This window comes from Polymorphospora sp. NPDC051019, assembly GCF_040683055.1.
Taxonomy (GTDB): Bacteria; Actinomycetota; Actinomycetes; order Mycobacteriales; family Micromonosporaceae; genus Polymorphospora; species Polymorphospora lycopeni.
In genome coordinates this window covers 434,480-450,975 of record NZ_JBFBCH010000004.1, presented here as the reverse complement: position 1 = coordinate 450,975, position 16,496 = coordinate 434,480, and the positions used below count along the sequence as shown (strand labels likewise).

15 protein-coding genes are annotated in these 16,496 nt (G+C 72.3%); 6 read left to right on the top strand and 9 right to left on the bottom strand.

The window, feature by feature from the left end; genetic code table 11:
• Nucleotides 1-116 precede the first annotated feature (116 nt).
• Together groL and groES are read right to left on the bottom strand one after the other, a co-directional pair.
• On the bottom strand, nucleotides 117-1,766 hold the full coding sequence (gene groL / locus AB0M79_RS11255) for a chaperonin GroEL (RefSeq protein ID WP_364210939.1): 1,650 nt from the start codon (nucleotides 1,764-1,766) through the stop codon (nucleotides 117-119).
• Between the two features lie 71 nt (nucleotides 1,767-1,837).
• A complete protein-coding gene (gene groES, locus AB0M79_RS11250; RefSeq protein WP_212822863.1) occupies nucleotides 1,838-2,152 on the bottom strand; it encodes a co-chaperone GroES in 315 nt (104 codons plus the stop codon).
• Between the two features lie 266 nt (nucleotides 2,153-2,418).
• Here groES and AB0M79_RS11245 point away from each other — a divergent pair, with 266 nt between their 5' ends.
• From AB0M79_RS11245 to AB0M79_RS11220, 6 genes are all read left to right on the top strand, one after another.
• Nucleotides 2,419-3,624, top strand: a complete 1,206-nt coding sequence (locus AB0M79_RS11245) for a methyltransferase domain-containing protein (protein ID WP_364210936.1) — start codon at nucleotides 2,419-2,421, stop codon at nucleotides 3,622-3,624.
• 80 nt (nucleotides 3,625-3,704) lie between these two features.
• The gene (ybaK, locus tag AB0M79_RS11240; RefSeq protein ID WP_364210933.1) at nucleotides 3,705-4,184 is read left to right on the top strand and encodes a Cys-tRNA(Pro) deacylase; all 480 of its coding nucleotides are present in this window, start codon (nucleotides 3,705-3,707) and stop codon (nucleotides 4,182-4,184) included.
• Nucleotides 4,185-4,387: 203 nt separating this feature from the next.
• Entirely contained in the window at nucleotides 4,388-5,476 is a 1,089-nt protein-coding gene (locus tag AB0M79_RS11235) for a substrate-binding domain-containing protein (RefSeq protein WP_364210930.1), read from the top strand.
• Between the two features lie 120 nt (nucleotides 5,477-5,596).
• Entirely contained in the window at nucleotides 5,597-6,382 is a 786-nt protein-coding gene (locus AB0M79_RS11230; protein ID WP_357534013.1) for an ATP-binding cassette domain-containing protein, read from the top strand.
• Nucleotides 6,379-7,635, top strand: coding sequence for an ABC transporter permease (locus AB0M79_RS11225; RefSeq protein ID WP_364210927.1), 1,257 nt, complete (start codon nucleotides 6,379-6,381; stop codon nucleotides 7,633-7,635). Before AB0M79_RS11230 ends, AB0M79_RS11225 begins: the two co-directional genes overlap by 4 nt.
• A 28-nt stretch (nucleotides 7,636-7,663) precedes the next feature.
• Nucleotides 7,664-8,848, top strand: coding sequence for an ROK family protein (locus tag AB0M79_RS11220; protein ID WP_364210924.1), 1,185 nt, complete (start codon nucleotides 7,664-7,666; stop codon nucleotides 8,846-8,848).
• 168 nt (nucleotides 8,849-9,016) lie between these two features.
• Here AB0M79_RS11220 and AB0M79_RS11215 read toward each other — a convergent pair whose 3' ends face one another.
• The 7 genes from AB0M79_RS11215 to rimI form a co-directional block, all read right to left on the bottom strand.
• A complete protein-coding gene (locus AB0M79_RS11215) occupies nucleotides 9,017-10,321 on the bottom strand; it encodes an MFS transporter (RefSeq protein ID WP_364210921.1) in 1,305 nt (434 codons plus the stop codon).
• A complete protein-coding gene (locus tag AB0M79_RS11210; protein WP_364210918.1) occupies nucleotides 10,318-10,899 on the bottom strand; it encodes a winged helix-turn-helix domain-containing protein in 582 nt (193 codons plus the stop codon). The genes AB0M79_RS11215 and AB0M79_RS11210 overlap by 4 nt, the downstream gene beginning before the upstream one ends.
• A gap of 287 nt (nucleotides 10,900-11,186) precedes the next feature.
• Complete coding sequence (locus AB0M79_RS11205; protein WP_364210915.1) at nucleotides 11,187-12,935, bottom strand: ABC transporter ATP-binding protein; 1,749 nt, start codon at nucleotides 12,933-12,935, stop codon at nucleotides 11,187-11,189.
• A complete protein-coding gene (locus AB0M79_RS11200) occupies nucleotides 12,932-14,638 on the bottom strand; it encodes an ABC transporter ATP-binding protein (RefSeq protein ID WP_364210912.1) in 1,707 nt (568 codons plus the stop codon). The genes AB0M79_RS11205 and AB0M79_RS11200 overlap by 4 nt, the downstream gene beginning before the upstream one ends.
• Before the next feature lie 95 nt (nucleotides 14,639-14,733).
• A complete protein-coding gene (locus AB0M79_RS11195) occupies nucleotides 14,734-14,988 on the bottom strand; it encodes a hypothetical protein (protein WP_357534141.1) in 255 nt (84 codons plus the stop codon).
• A gap of 11 nt (nucleotides 14,989-14,999) precedes the next feature.
• Entirely contained in the window at nucleotides 15,000-16,046 is a 1,047-nt protein-coding gene (gene tsaD, locus AB0M79_RS11190) for a tRNA (adenosine(37)-N6)-threonylcarbamoyltransferase complex transferase subunit TsaD (protein WP_364210909.1), read from the bottom strand.
• Nucleotides 16,039-16,464: a ribosomal protein S18-alanine N-acetyltransferase gene (gene rimI / locus AB0M79_RS11185; protein ID WP_364211024.1), complete on the bottom strand. Its 426-nt coding sequence runs from the start codon at nucleotides 16,462-16,464 to the stop codon at nucleotides 16,039-16,041. The genes tsaD and rimI overlap by 8 nt, the downstream gene beginning before the upstream one ends.
• Between the last annotated feature and the right edge of the window lie 32 nt (nucleotides 16,465-16,496).

Sequence of the window (16,496 nt, the reverse complement as noted above, 5' to 3'; positions counted from 1 at the left end):
GTCGAGATGAAGGAGCGCAAGCACCGCATCGAAGACGCGATCGCCGCCACCCGCGCCGCCGTCGAGGAGGGCACCGTACGGTGGGCGCCCCGATCCGCGTGCGTCGACGCCGGGACTCAGAAGCCCGGGCCGTGCTGGTGGCCGTGTCCGTGGCCGTGCGAGTGGCCGTGGCCGCCCGCGGCCGGCTCCGGCTCGGCCGGCTTCTCCACGACCAGGCTCTCCGTGGTGAGCAGCAGCGCGGCGATCGAGGCGGCGTTGGCGACCGCGTTGCGGGTCACCTTCACCGGGTCGATGATGCCGGCCTTGGCCAGGTCGACGTACTCGCCGCTGGCGGCGTTGAGGCCGGTGCCCCAGCTGCTCTCGGCGACCTTCTGCACGACGACGTAGCCGTCGAAGCCGGCGTTCTGGGCGATCCAGCGCAGCGGCTCGACCAGCGCCTTGCGGACGATGCTGACACCGACCTTCTCGTCGCCGGTGAGGCCGAGGTCGCCGTCGAGCACCGAGGTGATCTGCGCCAGCGCGGCGCCACCACCGGGTACGGTGCCCTCCTCGACGGCGGCGCGGGTGGCGGCGATCGCGTCTTCGATGCGGTGCTTGCGCTCCTTCATCTCGACCTCGGTGGCCGCGCCGGCCTTGATGACCGCGATGCCGCCGGACAGCTTCGCCAGCCGCTCGGACAGCTTCTCCTTGTCCCAGTCGGAGTCGGAGGCCTCGATCTCCTTGCGGATCTGGGCGACCCGGTCGGCGACCTCGTTCGGCCGTCCGCCACCGTCGACGACGGTGGTGTTGTCCTTGTCGACCACGACCCGCCGGGCGGTGCCCAGCGACTCCAGGCCGACCGCGTCGAGCTTGTAGCCGAGCTCGGGCGCGACCAGTTCGGCACCGGTGAGGATCGCCATGTCCTGGAGCATCGCCTTGCGGCGGTCGCCGAACCCGGGTGCCTTCACCGCGGTGACCTTGACGGTCTTGCGGATCGAGTTGACCACCAGGGTCGACAGCGCCTGGCCGTCGACGTCCTCGGCGATGATCAGCAGCGGCTTGCTGGTCTGGAGGACCTTCTCCAGCAGCGGCAGCAGCTCCTCGATCGCGGAGATCTTCTGCGTGGTGATCAGGATGTACGGGTCGTCGAGCACCGCCTCCTGCGCCTCGGAGTCGGTGACGAAGTGCGGAGAGATGAAGCCCTTGTCGAACTGCAGGCCCTCGGTGACCTCCAGCTCGGTGGCCAGGGTGGAGCCTTCCTCGACGGTGATGACACCGTCGCGGCCGACCTTCTCCATCGCCTCGGCGATCAGGTCACCGATCGTGGCGTCCTGCGCCGAGATGGTCGCCACGTGGGCGATCGCGGCCCGGCTGTCGACCTCGACGGCCTTCTCGAGCAGCGCCGCGGAGATCTTCTCGACCGCGGCCTCGATGCCCCGCTTGAGGCCGGAGGGGTTGGCGCCGGCCGCCACGTTGCGCAGGCCCTCGCGCACCATCGCCTGGGCGAGCACGGTCGCGGTGGTGGTCCCGTCACCGGCGACGTCGTTGGTCTTCGTCGCCACCTCCTTGACGAGCTGCGCGCCGAGGTTCTCGTACGGGTTGGTGAGCTCGATCTCCTTGGCGATGGTGACACCGTCGTTGGTGATCGTGGGAGCGCCGAATTTCTTGTCCAGGACGACGTTGCGCCCGCGCGGACCGAGGGTGACCCGGACCGTGTCCGCGAGGGTGTTGACACCGTGTTCGAGCAGGTGTCGGGCGTCGTCCGAGAAGCTCAGGATCTTCGCCATCTATGTTCCTCTCGAAGCGACGCAGCCCCGGCCCGGCGAGCCGGTCCGGGGCTGCGTCACGGATCAGTTGGTTACTTCTCGATGACCGCGAGGACGTCGCGGGCGGAGAGCACCAGGTACTCCTCGCCGGCGTACTTGATCTCGGTGCCGCCGTACTTCGAGTAGACGACGGTGTCACCGACCTGGACGTCAACCGGGATCCGGTTGCCCTTCTCGTCGATGCGGCCGGGGCCGACGGCGAGGACGGTGCCCTCCTGCGGCTTTTCCTTGGCGGTGTCGGGGATCACGAGGCCGGAAGCGGTGGTGGTCTCAGCCTCGTTCGCCTGGACCAGGATCCGGTCCTCGAGCGGCTTGATCGCAACCTTGGTCGCGGTAGTCACGGGCATACCCTCCTGGGGTATCTGGTTTCGTAGCCGGTCGATCGCCCAACCGGCGTCAATCTGCCTCATGCCACCGGGCGGTCCGTCGTCGCGGGTGCCGGTCCGCCTGGCGTTGTCCAGCCACCGGCCGGGGCCGGATCGCTGGCACACTCTTGTCGAGAGTGCTAATCGCAGATTAGGCCGCCGCTAGCACTCCGTCAAGGAGAGTGCCAACCCGACCCGCCGGATGACGTAGCCGGCACCGGCGCCGACCGGCCCGACACAATGGGCCGGTGGAACTCGCCGTGCTCGACGCCCTGCGTACCCCGGCCGGGGAGACCGCGCTCGCCGCGGCCGCCGGACTGCCCGGCGGCGACCCGCTGGCCGCCGCCGCCGCGCTGCGGACCCGGGGCGTACCCGCCGACCTCGCCGCCGCCGCGCTCACCCAGACCGACCTGCGGCGGCGGGCCGCCACCAAGTTCGGCCCGGTCGCCGCCGGGATGTTCTTCACCCGGGCCGGCCTGGAGCAGGCCACCCGCGCCGTGGTCGCCGACCGGCGGGCCGCGCGGCTGGCCGCCGCCGGCGTACGGACCCTGGCCGACCTCGGGTGCGGCCTCGGCGCCGACGCGATCGCCGCCGCCCGGGCCGGCATCCGGGTGTACGGCGTCGAGGCCGACCCGCTGACCGCGGCGATGGCCGCCGCGAACGCGGTGGCCGCCGGCGTGGCCGACCGGTTCACCGTCACGTGCGGCGACGCCACCCGGTTCGACGTGTCGACCGTCGACGCCGTGTTCTGCGACCCGGCCCGCCGCTCCGGCACCGGCCGGCGGGTCTTCGACCCGACCGCCTACTCCCCGCCGTGGGACTTCGTCGCCGAACTGACCCGCCGGGTCCCGGCAACCGTGGTCAAGGTCGCCCCCGGCGTCGACCACGCGCTCGTACCCGAGGGCGCCGAGGCCGAGTGGGTCAGCGTCGATCGTGAGGTGGTCGAGGCGGCGTTCTGGTGTGGACCGCTCGCGGCGACGCCGCGCCGGGCCACCCTGCTGCGCACCGCACCGGCCGGCGCGTCCCCGGTTCCCGCCGTGACCGAACTCACCGGGCCGGGCGACATCGCCGCGCCGGTCGGTGCCCCGCGCGGCCACCTCCACGACCCGGACGGCGCCGTGGTGCGCGCCCACCTGGTGGCCGAGTTCGCCGCCACCGTGGACGGCGTGCTCGCCGACCCGTCGATCGCCTACGTCTACACCGACCAGGGCCGGGTCACGCCGTACGGCCGCTGCTTCGAGATCACCGACGTGCTGCCCTTCTCGCTCAAGAAACTGCGGGCGCTGCTGCGTGACCGGGGCGTCGGGCGGGTCGAGATCCTCAAGCGGGGCTCGGCCCTCGACCCGGAACGGCTGCGCCGTGACCTGCGCCTCGCCGGCCCGGCGGCGACCTCCCTCGTGCTGACCCGGGTCGCCGGCGCACCGACCGTCGTCCTGTGCCGGCCGGTCGCCTGAGCCGGCCGTCCACAGTGGGGTGAAGCCGGCCCTCGGGCGTTGCGCTGCCGACCGGCCGGGGCGGCGGTAGGGTCGCGACCATGGCGGGCAAGGGCACCCCGGCGACGGCACTGCTGGCCAGACGGAAGGTGCCGTTCACCGCGCACCCCTACCGGGTCGATCCGGCCGCGCCGTCGTACGGCCTGGCCGCCGCCGCGGCACTCGGGGTGGCGCCGGAGCGGGTGTTCAAGACCCTGGTGGCCACTGTGGACGGCCGGCTCACCGTCGGCGTGGTGCCGGTGACCGGCTCGCTGGACCTCAAGGCGCTGGCGGCCGCGGCCGGCGGCAAGCGGGGCGCGATGGCCGAGCCGGCGGCCGCCGAGCGCGCGACCGGCTACGTCACCGGCGGCATCTCCCCGCTCGGCCAGCGGACCCGGCTACCGATCGTGTTGGACGTCTCGGCGCCGCGGTGGTCGACGGTGTTCGTCTCCGGCGGCCGGCGGGGCCTGCAGATCGAGATCGCCCCGGGTGACCTGATCAGCCTGACCGACGCGACCCTCGCCGCCATCGCAACCGCCTGACCAGGACCGCGACCGCCGAATTCGGTGACGTTGCTGAATTGTTATCGCCGACAACAAACTCGCCGCCTCGGCACTCTTGTGTGACCCACGCCGCACCTAATACGTTGCCGGACACAACAAAACATTATGACCGGTTTCGCACCCCCGGTCCGAACCCCACCCTGCCCCTCGTCCGGGGCTCACCCTCCGAAAGGACCCGTGCAATGCGCAGAGGGATCCTCTCCCTGACCGCCGTGGGCCTGCTGACCGTCGGCGGGGTCGCCGCGTGCGGCGACGGCGAAGACACCGGCCCCGGCGGCGCGACGCCGAAGATCGGCGTGATCCTGCCGGACAGCGCCTCCTCGGCCCGCTGGGAGACCGCGGACCGCAAGTTCCTGGCGGCGGCGTTCGACGCGGCCGGAATCGCGCACGACATCCAGAACGCCCAGGGCGACAAGGCCGCCTTCCAGACCATCGCCGACCAGATGATCACCAACGGCGCGACCGTGCTGATGATCGTCAACCTCGACTCCGGAACCGGCAAGGCGGTGCTGGACAAGGCCAAGTCGCAGGGCGTCGCGACGATCGACTACGACCGGCTGACCCTGGGCGGCTCCGCGCAGTACTACGTGAGCTTCGACAACGAGGTGGTCGGCAAGCAGCAGGGCGAGGGCCTGGTGAAGTGCCTCGCCGACAAGGGCGCCCAGAACCCGGTGGTGGCCGAACTCAACGGCTCCCCCACCGACAACAACGCGACCCTGTTCAAGAACGGCTACGACTCGGTCCTCGACCCCAAGTACGACTCGAAGGAATACACCAAGGGCCCGGACCAGTCCGTCCCGGAGTGGAACAACACCCAGGCCGGCACGATCTTCGAACAGATGCTGACCTCGACCGGCGGCAAGATCGACGGCGTGCTCGCCGCCAACGACGGCCTCGGCAACGCGGTCATCTCGGTGCTGAAGAAGAACAACCTCAACGGCAAGGTCCCGGTCACCGGCCAGGACGCCACCGTGCAGGGGCTCCAGAACATCCTCGCCGGCGACCAGTGCATGACCGTCTACAAGGCGATCAAGCAGGAGGCGGACGCCGCCGCCGAACTGGCCATCGCCCTGGCCAAGGGCGAGACCAGCAACGTCGAGACGACGGTCAAGGACCCGGAGAGCGGCCGGGACGTCCCGTCGGTGCTGCTCACCCCGAAGGCGATCTTCAAGGAGAACGTCAAGGACGTCGTCGACGACGGCTACGTCACCCAGGCCGAACTGTGCGCCGGCGAGTTCGCCGCCCGGTGCGCCGAGGTCGGCATCAGCTAGTCCCCGCCAAGGTCGTCAGGCCGCCGCCCGGCGGCCCCGACGGGCGTACCCACGCCCGCCGGTGCCGGGCGGCGGCCTGCCGGACACCGCCCGACCGGACACTTCAGAAGGAGACCATCCGTGTCCGCGACACCCCTGTTGGAGCTACGCGGGATCGACAAGAGCTTCGGTCCCGTACAGGTCCTGCGCGACGTCGCCTTCGCCGTCCAGCCCGGCGAGGTGACGGCCCTCGTCGGCGACAACGGCGCCGGCAAGTCCACCCTCGTCAAGTGCATCAGCGGCATCCATCCCACCGACGCGGGCGAGTTCTTCTTCGAGGGCGCGCCGGTCAGCATCAACAGCCCCCGGGACGCCGCCGGCCTGGGCATCGAGGTCGTCTACCAGGACCTCGCGCTCTGCGACAACCTCGACATCGTGCAGAACATGTTCCTCGGCCGGGAGAAGCGCAGCGGGCTGGTGCTCGACGAGGCGACCATGGAGCAGATGGCCGCCGACACGCTCGCCGGGCTGTCGGTGCGTACGGTGCAGTCCCTGCGCCAGCACGTCTCCAGCCTGTCCGGCGGGCAGCGGCAGACGGTGGCGATCGCCAAGGCCGTGCTGTGGAACAGCAAGCTGGTCATCCTCGACGAGCCGACCGCCGCGCTCGGCGTCGCGCAGACCGCGCAGGTGCTCGAACTGGTCCGCAGGCTCGCCGACAACGGCCTGGCCGTCGTGCTCATCTCGCACAACATGAACGACGTCTTCGCCGTCTCCGACCGCATCGCGGCGCTCTATCTCGGGCAGATGGTCGCCCAGGTACGGACCACCGACGTGACACACGCCCAGGTGGTCGAACTCATCACGGCCGGTCGCACGGAGAGCACCGCCGACCTCGGCAAGACCACCAGCACGGGAGCGGACCGATGACCACCACGACGGCTGCGGTGCAGAAGGAGTCGGCACCGGCGCCCGCTCCGACCCTCGGCGACCACGTCCGGGGCTACCTGGCCCGGGTACGCGGCGGCGACATCGGGGCGCTGCCGGCCGTACTCGGTCTGGTCGTGCTCTGCGTGGTCTTCTCGATCATGCGCCCCTCGTTCCTGTCGGCCGGCAACTTCGCCAACCTGTTCACCCAGGGCGCCGCGGTCACCCTGATCGCGATGGGGCTGGTCTTCGTCCTGCTGCTCGGCGAGATCGACCTGTCCGCCGGCTTCGCCAGCGGGGTCTGCGCCGCCGTGCTCGCGGTGCTCGTCACCGAGCAGGGCCTGCCCTGGTACGTGGCACTGGTCGCGGCCCTCGGCACCGGGGTGCTGATCGGCCTGGTGCTCGGGCTCCTGGTCGCCAAGATCGGCATTCCGTCGTTCGTGGTGACGCTGGCCGGCTTCCTGGCGTTCCAGGGCATCGTGCTGTTGCTGATCAAGGGCGGCAACAACGTGTCGGTGCGCGACAGCGTCCTGGTGGCGATCGCCAACCGCAACATGCCGCCGGTGCTCGGCTGGGTGCTGGCCGGCGTCGCGGTGGCCGGCTACGCCGCCGTGCAGTTGCTGCGGCACCGCAAACGGGCGGCCCGGGGACTCGTCACCGACCCGCTCGCCGTGGTCGCCGCCCGGATCGGCGGGCTGGCACTGATCCTCGGCGTCGCCGTCTACATCCTCAACCAGGAACGCAGCCGGGTGCTGGTCACCTCGCTCAAGGGCGTGCCGATCGTGGTGCCGATCATCGCCGTACTGCTGATCGTCTGGACTTTCGTGCTCCAGCGCACCGCGTACGGCCGGCACATCTACGCTGTCGGCGGCAACAAGGAGGCGGCCCGGCGGGCCGGCATCAACGTCGACCGGATCCGGATCTCGGTCTTCGTCATCTGCTCCGCGATGGCGGCGATCGGTGGAATCGTGGCGGCGAGCCGGGCCAACTCGGTCGACGCCAACACCGGTGGCAGCGACGTCCTGCTCTACGCGGTCGGGGCCGCGGTCATCGGCGGCACCAGCCTCTTCGGCGGCAAGGGCCGGGTACTCGACGCGGTGCTCGGCGGCGCCGTGGTCGCCGTGATCAACAATGGGATGGGTCTGATGGGATACAGCTCGGGGGTCAAGTACGTGGTCACCGGTTCGGTACTGCTGCTGGCCGCTGGCGTCGACGCGCTGTCCCGACGTCGGGCCACCGCCACCGGCAACCGCTGACCGCCGCCACCGTGGAGTTACCGAGACGATGCGTGTAGGACCGAGCCAGGAGGAGATCCGCCGGCAGAACCTCGGTGCCCTGTTGCGCTACGTGCACATCCACGGGGCCACCTCGCGGGCCGAACTCACCACCGCGCTCGGTCTCAACCGCAGCACCATCGGGGCGCTCACCGCCGACCTCGCCGGTGCCGGCCTGGTCAGCGAGGGGGCACCGCGGGAAACCGGCCGGGCCGGGCGGCCGTCACCGGTCGTCCGGCCAGAGTCCGAACGCGTCTTCGCCTACGCGTACAGCATCGAGGTGGACCGGCTGCGGGCCGCCCGGGTCGGGCTCGGCGGCGCGGTACTCGACCGGCGCGAGACGGCCCGCCCGTACGGGGTCGCCGCCGCCGAGACCGCGCCGCTGCTCGCCGCCTTCGTCAAGGAGATGCAGCAGGCGGTCCCGGCCGGTTCGACGTACGTCGGCGCCGGCGTCGCGGTCTGCGGACTGGAGATGCGGGAGGAGGGGCCGGTCCACGTCAAGCCGGAGACCGGCTTCGTCGACCGGTCGCTCGGCGCGGCGCTCGACGCGCACCTCGCCCCGGAGCGGCCGATCCTGGTCGGCAACGCCGCCGACGTCTCGGCGCTGGCCGAGCACGCCCGGGGCGCCGCGGTCGGCTGCGACGACCTCATCTACCTGCACCGTGACGTGGGCGTCGACGCCGGGATCATCGTGCGTGGCCGGCGGCTGACCGGCCACGGCGGCCTCGGCGGCGAGGTCGGCCACATGGTGGTGCAGCCCGGCGGGCGGGAGTGCGGGTGCGGCTCCCGGGGCTGCTGGGAAACCGTCATCGGCGAATACGCCCTGCTGGACGGCGCCGCGGGCGGCGGTGGCACCGGGCGCCGGGCGGCGCTGTCGATCGTCGACGCGGCCGCCCGTGGCGACGCCAGCGCCAAGGCGGCCGTACGGGAGGTCGGCGACTGGCTCGGGTTCGGGGTGGCGAACCTGGTCAACATCTTCAACCCCGGAATGGTGATCTTCGGCGGTACGCTGCGCGACGTCTACCTCGCCTCGGCCGCCCGGGTCCGCAGCCGCCTCAACTCGATGGCGCTGCCCGCGTCGCGGGAGCAGGTCAAGCTGCGTACCCCGCAACTCGGCGAGGACGCCGCCCTGATCGGCGCCGCCGAACTGGCCTTCGAACACCTGCTCGCGGCCCCCCTGGACGCCACCGCCTGACCCTGCCCCCGGGACTGGCGCGCGCCGCCGCCCCCGGCTGGCGCCCTGGCGCCGCTGGCGCCGCGTTGATCAAGGAGTTGTTGCGCGACAATTCGCATGAAGCGGGCACGCTTCCTCCTTGATCAACGCGACACCGGCTCGGCGCGGGCGGCGGCACGGGCTCGGCACTCAGCGCGGCACCGGCTCGGCGGGGGTGCCCGGGGCGGCGGGGTGCGCGGGCTCGGCGGTGGTGGAGGGCTGGTCGGTGGTGGAGGGCTGGTCGGTGGGTGGACGGTTCATCTGGCGCCAGGTCGGGCTGACGAACGGCAGCACGGTCACCGCCAGGTAGGCGCCACCGAAGAGCATCAGTGCCGCGTTCAGGCCGAAGCCCTGCACCGCCCAGCCGGCGAGCAGGCTGCCCAGCGGCATGCCACCCCACCCGATCGCCTGCCCGAGGCCGAGGACCCGGGCCCGCAGGTGTTCCGGAACCCGCTCGTACGACACCGCGCCGAGGATCGGGTTGACCGCCGAGATCGACACGCCGGCCACGAACGACACGACGTACACGATCCACAGCGCGTCGGCCACGGACAGGATGGCGAACCGCGGTGCCCCGGCGATCAGGAACCCGACGGCGAACACGGCGAACCGCGGCACCCTCGGCGCCACGGCGGTGAAGACCACGTTGCCGAGCACCGCGCCGACCGCGAAGACGCCGGACAGCACCCCGAGCGCGACCGGCGAGCCGATCACGTCGCTGGCCCAGAACGGCGCCAGCACCGTCCCGTACGCGGCGTCGGCGAGGTTGGTGACGAACAGCAGCAGCGTGATGCCGAGCATGAGCCGGTCCCGGCGCAGGAACGCCAGCCCGGCCCGCAGCGCCGGCAGGTACGCCTCCCGGTCGGTGACCGCGGCCACCACCCGCCGTACGCCCGGGACCAGGACCGCGACGATCACGCCGGCCAGCAGGAACGTGGCGGCGTCGATGGCCAGTACGGTCGACGCGTCCAGGGTCGCGATGAGCACGCTGGCCAGCGGGGCGCCGAGCAGGGTGGCGAGGCGGCCGAGCCCGTCGTGCAGGCTGGTGGCCCGGGTCATCTCCATCCCGGAGGCGGCGACGGTCTCCGGGAAGACGACCCGTTTCGCGGTGTCGCCGAGCCCGCGCAGGAGCCCGACGACGCCGATCAGCGTGATCAGTACGCCGAAGTGCAGCTGGCCACCGGCGTGCAGGATGGGTACGGCGATCAGCGCGGCGGCGCTGCCGAGATCGGCGGCGACGCTGACCCGGCGGTGGCCGAGCCGGTCGAGCAGCGGTCCACCGAGCCCGCAGGCGAGCACGTACGGCAGCATCTCGACGAACGCGACGATGCCGGTACGGGCGGCGCTGCCGGTGGTGACGAGGGTGAACCAGGGCAGCGCGATCATGCTCATCCGGCTGCCGACCAGCGAGACGACCTCGGCGGTGAGCAGCGCGATCAGGCCCTGCCGTTTCACGCTTCCGCCCCGCCCTCGGTCCGGAGGAACGGCATGAGTTGCACCTGTACGACGACCCGCTCGGCGCCGTCCGAGGCGGGACGGCCGCTGTCGCGGTAGCGGTCGAGCACCGCGGTCAGCTCGTCCTCCAGCGCGCGGGTTTCCTCGGCGGTCAACCGGAGGCGCCAGTCGCTCACGGTTCCGGTGCCGCGCCACGGCCCGGTGCGATCAGCCGACTCGTCGAGCCAGCGCTCGACCCGCCCGGCGTAGAGGGCGGCGACGGCCCGCAGGTAGGCGGCGCTCTCCTCGGGCATGTCCCGGTTGGCTTCGCCGTCGAAGCTGGTGAACCGGTGGGCGGCCCGCCACCAGCGTTCCCGGCCGACGCCGCGCCCGGTGTCCTCCACCACGAAGCCGTAGGTGGCGAGCTGGCGCAGGTGGTAGCTGGTGGAGCCGGTCGACTCGCCGAGAAGTTCGGCGAGCCGGGTGGCGGTGGCGGGCCCGTCCTCGCGCAGTGCACTGAGGATGCGGACCCGCAGCGGGTGGGCGATCCCCCGCAACGAACGCCCGTCGAGGAAAACCCGATCCTCTTCCAAAGACATGGATGCAAAGATAGTGTTGCAAAGAAGTCTTTGCAACACTCTGATCCTCGACCAAGAGGTCCAGGTGTCGAGCGGGGACATGTTGCTGTTCTGGTCCACAGCGAGTTCGCTGTGGGTACGCCGAATTCGCTGTGGACCGCAACAGCAGTACCGTCCGGTGGCAGGACCCGTCCGATGGCAGGACCCGCCAGACAGCAGGACCCGGTCGCGGGACCGTCCCGGCAGCGCGTGCCGACTGCCCGCGGCGCGGGCCGCCGAAGCACCCGGCCGGATGGTGGAACCTGACGCTAGGGACGGGTGCCGTGCCAGGAGCGCCAGAGGGCGGCGTACGACCCGTCGGCGGCGACCAGCTCGTCGTGCGATCCCAGCTCGGCGATCCGGCCGTCCTCCACCACCGCGACCCGGTCCGCGTCGTGCGCGGAGAAGAGCCGGTGCGCGATCGCGATCACCGTACGCCCCTCCAGCACCGCCGCCAGCGAGCGTTCGAGCTGCCGGGCCGCCCGCGGATCGATCAGGGACGTGGCCTCGTCGAGCACCAGCGTGTGCGGGTCGGCGAGGACCAGACGGGCCAGCGCCAACTGCTGCGCCTGCGCCGCCGACAGCGGATGTCCCTTCGCGCCGACGACCGTCGCAAGACCCTCCGGCAACTCGTCGGCCCAGCCGAGCGCGTCGACCGCGGCCAGCGCGGCGCGTACCTGGTCCTCGGAGGCGTCGGGGCGGACCATGGCGACGTTGTCGCGCAGCGTGCCGATGAAGACGTGGTGCTCCTGGGTCACCAGGGCCACGTGCGAACGCAGTTCCTCGATCGGCAGGCCGACGAGCGGCGCCCCGCCGACCGTGACCACGCCGGTCCGGGGACTGTGGATGCCGGCGAGCAGCCGGCCGAGGGTCGACTTGCCGGCCCCGGACGGGCCGACCATCGCCAGCCGCTCCCCCGGCTCGACCGCGAGCGAGACACCGTGCAGGACGTCGCGCTCCGGCAGGTACGAGAACCGGACGTCCCGGGCGACGACCCGCTCGCCGTCCGGCTTGGCCGCCGACGCCGCCCGGTCGTCGGGCAGTTGCGCGACGCCGAGCAACCGGGCCATCGAGGCACCGCCGACCTGCAGCTCGTCGAGCCAGGACAGCAACCGGTCCAGTGGGTCGATCAACTGCTGTACGTAGAGCGTGGCGGCGGTGACCTGGCCGAGCGTCACCCAGCCCTCGAAGTAGAACCAGCCGCCGAGGACCAGGGTGGCCACCACCGGGATGACGTAGCTGATCTCGGCAACCGGGAACCACACCGTACGCAGGAAGAGGGTGTACCGCTCGGCCGCGTACGACCGGCGGATGTCCGCGTCGGTGCGAACCCGGCGCCGGGCCGCCTGGCGCAGTGCCTCGGTGGTCCGCGAACCGTCGACGGTCTCCGCGATGCCGTCGGTGATGTCGGAGTAGGTGGCGCTCTCCCGCAGGTAGCCGGCCGGCGCCCGGCGCAGGTACCAGCGGGTTCCGGCGTACAGCAGCGGCGCCGCGATGAGGCACGGCAGCGCCAGCAGCGGGCTGACCAGCACCAGTGCCAGCGCGACGAAGACGCAGGTGACCATCGCGATCAACGTCTCGGGCACGGCGAACCGAACCGTCTTCGACAGCGCCGAGACGTCGCGGGACGTCCGGGTCAGCAGGTCGCCCGAGCCAGCCTTCTCCACTGTAGACAAGGGGATGGCCAGGATCCGGTCGACGAACTCCTCCCGCAGTTCGGCGAGCACCCGCTCTCCGAGGCGCGCCGACGCCAGGTGCGCGAACCGCACCAGCACCGCCTGGACCACCACGAACCCGCCGATCGCCAGCGCGATCCGGTCCACGGTGACCGTGGTCGTACCCTGCGAGATCGCCTCGACCAGGTCGCCGAGCAGCCGCGGCGCGACGAGCCCGGCGATCGCGGCGAGCGCGTGCAGGCCGAGCGCCCAGGCCAGGGCACGTGGGTGGCGGCGGAACAGCACCCGGGCGTACGCCCGCGCCTGCGCCGCGTCGGCGACCGGCAACGCCCGCCCGCTCACGCTTCCTCCCCGCGGGTGACGACGGCGGCGTACCGCGGCTCGGTGGCGACCAGCTCACGGTGGCCACCCTCGGCGACGACCTTGCCGTCCTCGACGAAGACGACCCGGTCGGCCCGGTCGAGGACCAGCGGGCTGGTCGTGCAGACCAGCGTCGTACGGCCGGCCCGGGCCGGCCCGAGCTGGCCGGCGATCCGCGCCTCGGTGTGCGCGTCGACGGCGCTGGTCGGCTCGACCAGGATCAGGATCTGCGGATCGGCGACCAGGGCGCGGGCCAGCCGCAGCCGCTGCTGCTGGCCGCCGGAGAACTCCCGGCCCCGCTCGGCCACGACCGCGTCGACCCCGGCCGGCAGCGCCGCCACGATGTCCGTCGCGCTCGCCGCGACCAGCGCGGCTTCGACCGTCTCGTCGTCGGCCCGGTCGTGCGGGTCCAGTTCGGCCCGGAGCCGGCCGGTGAACAGGGCGGCGCCGTTGTCGGCCACCAGGATCCGCTCCCGGACCGACGTCAGCGCCAGCTCCCGCAGGGGTACGCCGGCATAGCTCGCCTCGCTGTCGGTGTACCGGCCGAGCCGGTCGGCGATCGCCACCGCGTCGACGGGGTCGGCCGCGGCGAGCGCGGTGAACCGGCCTGGGGCGACCACGAGCCCGGATTCGGGGTCGACCAGTTCGGCGTCGGATCGCGGCCACTCCCGGGGCCGGGCCGGGTCGGACAGCTCCGGGGTGAGCGTGAAGAGCCGGACGACCCGCTGCGCGCCGACGTGCCCACGGGTGATCTTCTCGATCGCCTCGGTCAGGGTCCGCAGCGGCGAGACCAGGAACGCCGTGTAGCCGTAGAAGGCGACGAGCTGTCCGGCGGTGATGTCGCCACGGAGCGCGAACCGGGCGCCGAGCCAGGTCACCAGGACGACGAAGACGCCGGGCAGGAGGATCTGGGCCGCCTCCAGATAGGACTCGATACCGGCCACCCGCATCCCCCGTTTACGCAGGTCCTGCGACTCGGCCCGGTAGCGCGCCGAGAAGACCGGCTCGCCGCCGACGCCACGCAGCACCCGGAGCCCGGCCACGATGTCGCCGGCGCGGGTGGTCAGGGTGCCCTGCTGGTCGCGGTATTCCTCCTGCTGCCGGTGTAGGGGGCGGATGAGCAGGCCGACGACCGCCATCAGCAGCGGTACGCCGATCAGGACGACGAGCCCCAGCGGGACCGAGGTGGCGAGCAGGATCACGGTGATCGTGGCGATCGCGACGACGGCACCGGTGCCCCGGGCGGTGATGTCGAGTGCGGCACCGATGTGGCTGATGTCGGCGGTGCCGATGCTGACCACCTCGCCGGCGGCCAGCCGTTTGGGCAGGGTGGCACCGAGTTGGTTGGCCCGCTCGACGGTGAGCTGGATGGTGCGGTAGGAGGAGGCGAGGAAGTTGAAGACGGCCAACCGGTGTCGCCCGACACCGGCGGCGGCCTGGAGCACGCCGAGACCGAGCAGCACCAGTCCCCAGTGCAGCAGGCCGTCGGGGTCCCGGCCGGCGATTCCGACGTCGATGGCGCGGCCGATCACGGCCGGCATCAGTGCCTGGGCCACCATCCAGACGATGGCCAGCAGGACGGCGCCGGTCATCGACGGCCACGCGCGGCGAGCCAGCCAGATCAGGTAGTGGGTCGCGCTGCGGTGGTCGGGGGTGCCGGGATCACCGACGGGTAAGGGCCGCATAGCACCGCCGACGTTACGAGACTCATCCGTTGGTCACCAGCGGTTTTCCGGCCGGCCGCGCCGGCATCGACCGGCGGCACCGGCCCGGTCGTGGATCAGCGGTCGACCTGGGTGAAGTCCCATGTGTGGGGTGGCCGGGCCACCAGTGCCGGCGGTGGGTCGGGCAGCGCCATCGGGGCGCTGCGCCACTTCGAGATGACCACCACCCGGTGGTCGACCGACGAGAAGACCTCGCTCGACAGGTGCAGCGGACTGTGGTCGAACTCCGGCAGCACCGTCTCGCACACCCACGTGATGAGGTCGGCGAACCGGGCCGGCTCGGCCCGCGCCTCCCACATCCGCACGATCACGTGCGCGGACACTACACGCTCACCGTCGTCAACGGCATCGCGGAGTCGGCCGGCAGGTCCAACCGGCTCGGCGCGATCCCGGCCGCGACCAGGTGCGAGCCGAGCGCGGCCACCATCGCGCCGTTGTCGGTGCACAGTCGGGGCGGTGGCACCCGTACGGTGATCCCGTGCCGGGCGCAGCGCTGCTCGGCCAGCGCCCGCAGCCGCGAGTTGGCGGCCACCCCGCCCCCGATGACCAGCGTCTCGACCCCGTGCTGCCGGCAGGCGTCGATCGCCTTGGCGGTGAGCACGTCGCAGACCGCCTCCTGGAACGACGCCGCGACGTCGGCGACCGGGACCGGCTCGCCGGCCCGCTCCCGCGCCTCCACCCAGCGGGCGACCGCCGTCTTCAGCCCGGAGAACGAGAAGTCGAACCGGTGCGCGGCCAGGTCTTTCGGCGCGGTCAGGCCGCGCGGGAACGCGATCGCGGCGCCGTCCCCCTCCCGGGCGGCCCGGTCGATCGGCGGGCCGCCGGGGAACGGCAGCCCGAGCAGCCGGGCCACCTTGTCGAACGCCTCGCCGGCCGCGTCGTCGATCGTGGCCCCCAGCGGGGTCACCCCGGCGGTCAGGTCGTCGACCAGCAGCAGTGAGGAGTGCCCGCCGGAGACCAGCATCGCGACCGCCGGCTCGGGCAGGGGGCCGTGCTCCAGGGTGTCGACGGCGACGTGCGCGGCGAGGTGGTTCACCCCGTAGATCGGCTTCTCGGCGGCGACCGCGTAGCCCTTCGCGGCGGCGACCCCGACCAGCAGCGCACCGGCCAGCCCCGGCCCGGCGGTCACCGCGATGGCGTCGATGTCGGCGATCGTGACCCCGGCCTGGTCGAGCGCCCGCCGCATGGTCGGCACGATCGCCTCCAGGTGGGCGCGGCTGGCGACCTCGGGGACCACGCCGCCGAACCGGGCGTGCTGGTCGACGCTGGAGGCCAGCGCGTCGGCGAGCAGGGTGTGCCCGCGTACGATGCCCACCCCCGTCTCGTCGCAGGACGTCTCGATGCCGAGTACGAGTGGTTCGTCAGCCATTGCGCATCATCACCAGGGCGTCGGTGTTGCTCGGTTGGTAGTAGCCGCGCCGGATCCCGACCGGCTCGAAGTCGTACGCCGCGTAGAGCCTCTGCGCGGCGGCGTTGTCGACCGCGACCTCCAGCAGGGTACGTCGTACCTCGCGGCGGGCGGCCTCGGCCAGCAGTGCCTCCAGCAGCCGGCGGCCGACCCCGGACCGCTGGGCGTCGCGGCGTACGGCGATGTTCTGCACCCAGCTCTCGTCGGGCGGTATGACGGCCAGCCCGGCGTAACCGACCACGGTGCCGGCCGGGTCGAGCGCGACCAGGTAGTGGTGCCCGCCGGCGAGCTCGCTCCAGAACATGGCGGCCGACCACTGCTCGGCCCCGAACAGGTCCGCCTCGATCGGCAGCACCTCGTCGACGTGCCACCACCGCATCCGGGTCAGCCGGATGCCGCCCGGTTCACCGG

Coding starts and splice junctions, on each gene's coding strand:
- AB0M79_RS11200 (WP_364210912.1), bottom strand. CDS start 14,638: ATGCGGCCCTTACCCGTCGGTGATCCCGGCACCCCCGACCACCGCAGC.
- AB0M79_RS11235 (WP_364210930.1), top strand. CDS start 4,388: ATGCGCAGAGGGATCCTCTCCCTGACCGCCGTGGGCCTGCTGACCGTC.
- AB0M79_RS11220 (WP_364210924.1), top strand. CDS start 7,664: ATGCGTGTAGGACCGAGCCAGGAGGAGATCCGCCGGCAGAACCTCGGT.
- groES (WP_212822863.1), bottom strand. CDS start 2,152: ATGCCCGTGACTACCGCGACCAAGGTTGCGATCAAGCCGCTCGAGGAC.
- ybaK (WP_364210933.1), top strand. CDS start 3,705: ATGGCGGGCAAGGGCACCCCGGCGACGGCACTGCTGGCCAGACGGAAG.
- rimI (WP_364211024.1), bottom strand. CDS start 16,464: ATGCGGTGGTGGCACGTCGACGAGGTGCTGCCGATCGAGGCGGACCTG.
- groL (WP_364210939.1), bottom strand. CDS start 1,766: ATGGCGAAGATCCTGAGCTTCTCGGACGACGCCCGACACCTGCTCGAA.
- tsaD (WP_364210909.1), bottom strand. CDS start 16,046: ATGGCTGACGAACCACTCGTACTCGGCATCGAGACGTCCTGCGACGAG.
- AB0M79_RS11225 (WP_364210927.1), top strand. CDS start 6,379: ATGACCACCACGACGGCTGCGGTGCAGAAGGAGTCGGCACCGGCGCCC.
- AB0M79_RS11210 (WP_364210918.1), bottom strand. CDS start 10,899: ATGTCTTTGGAAGAGGATCGGGTTTTCCTCGACGGGCGTTCGTTGCGG.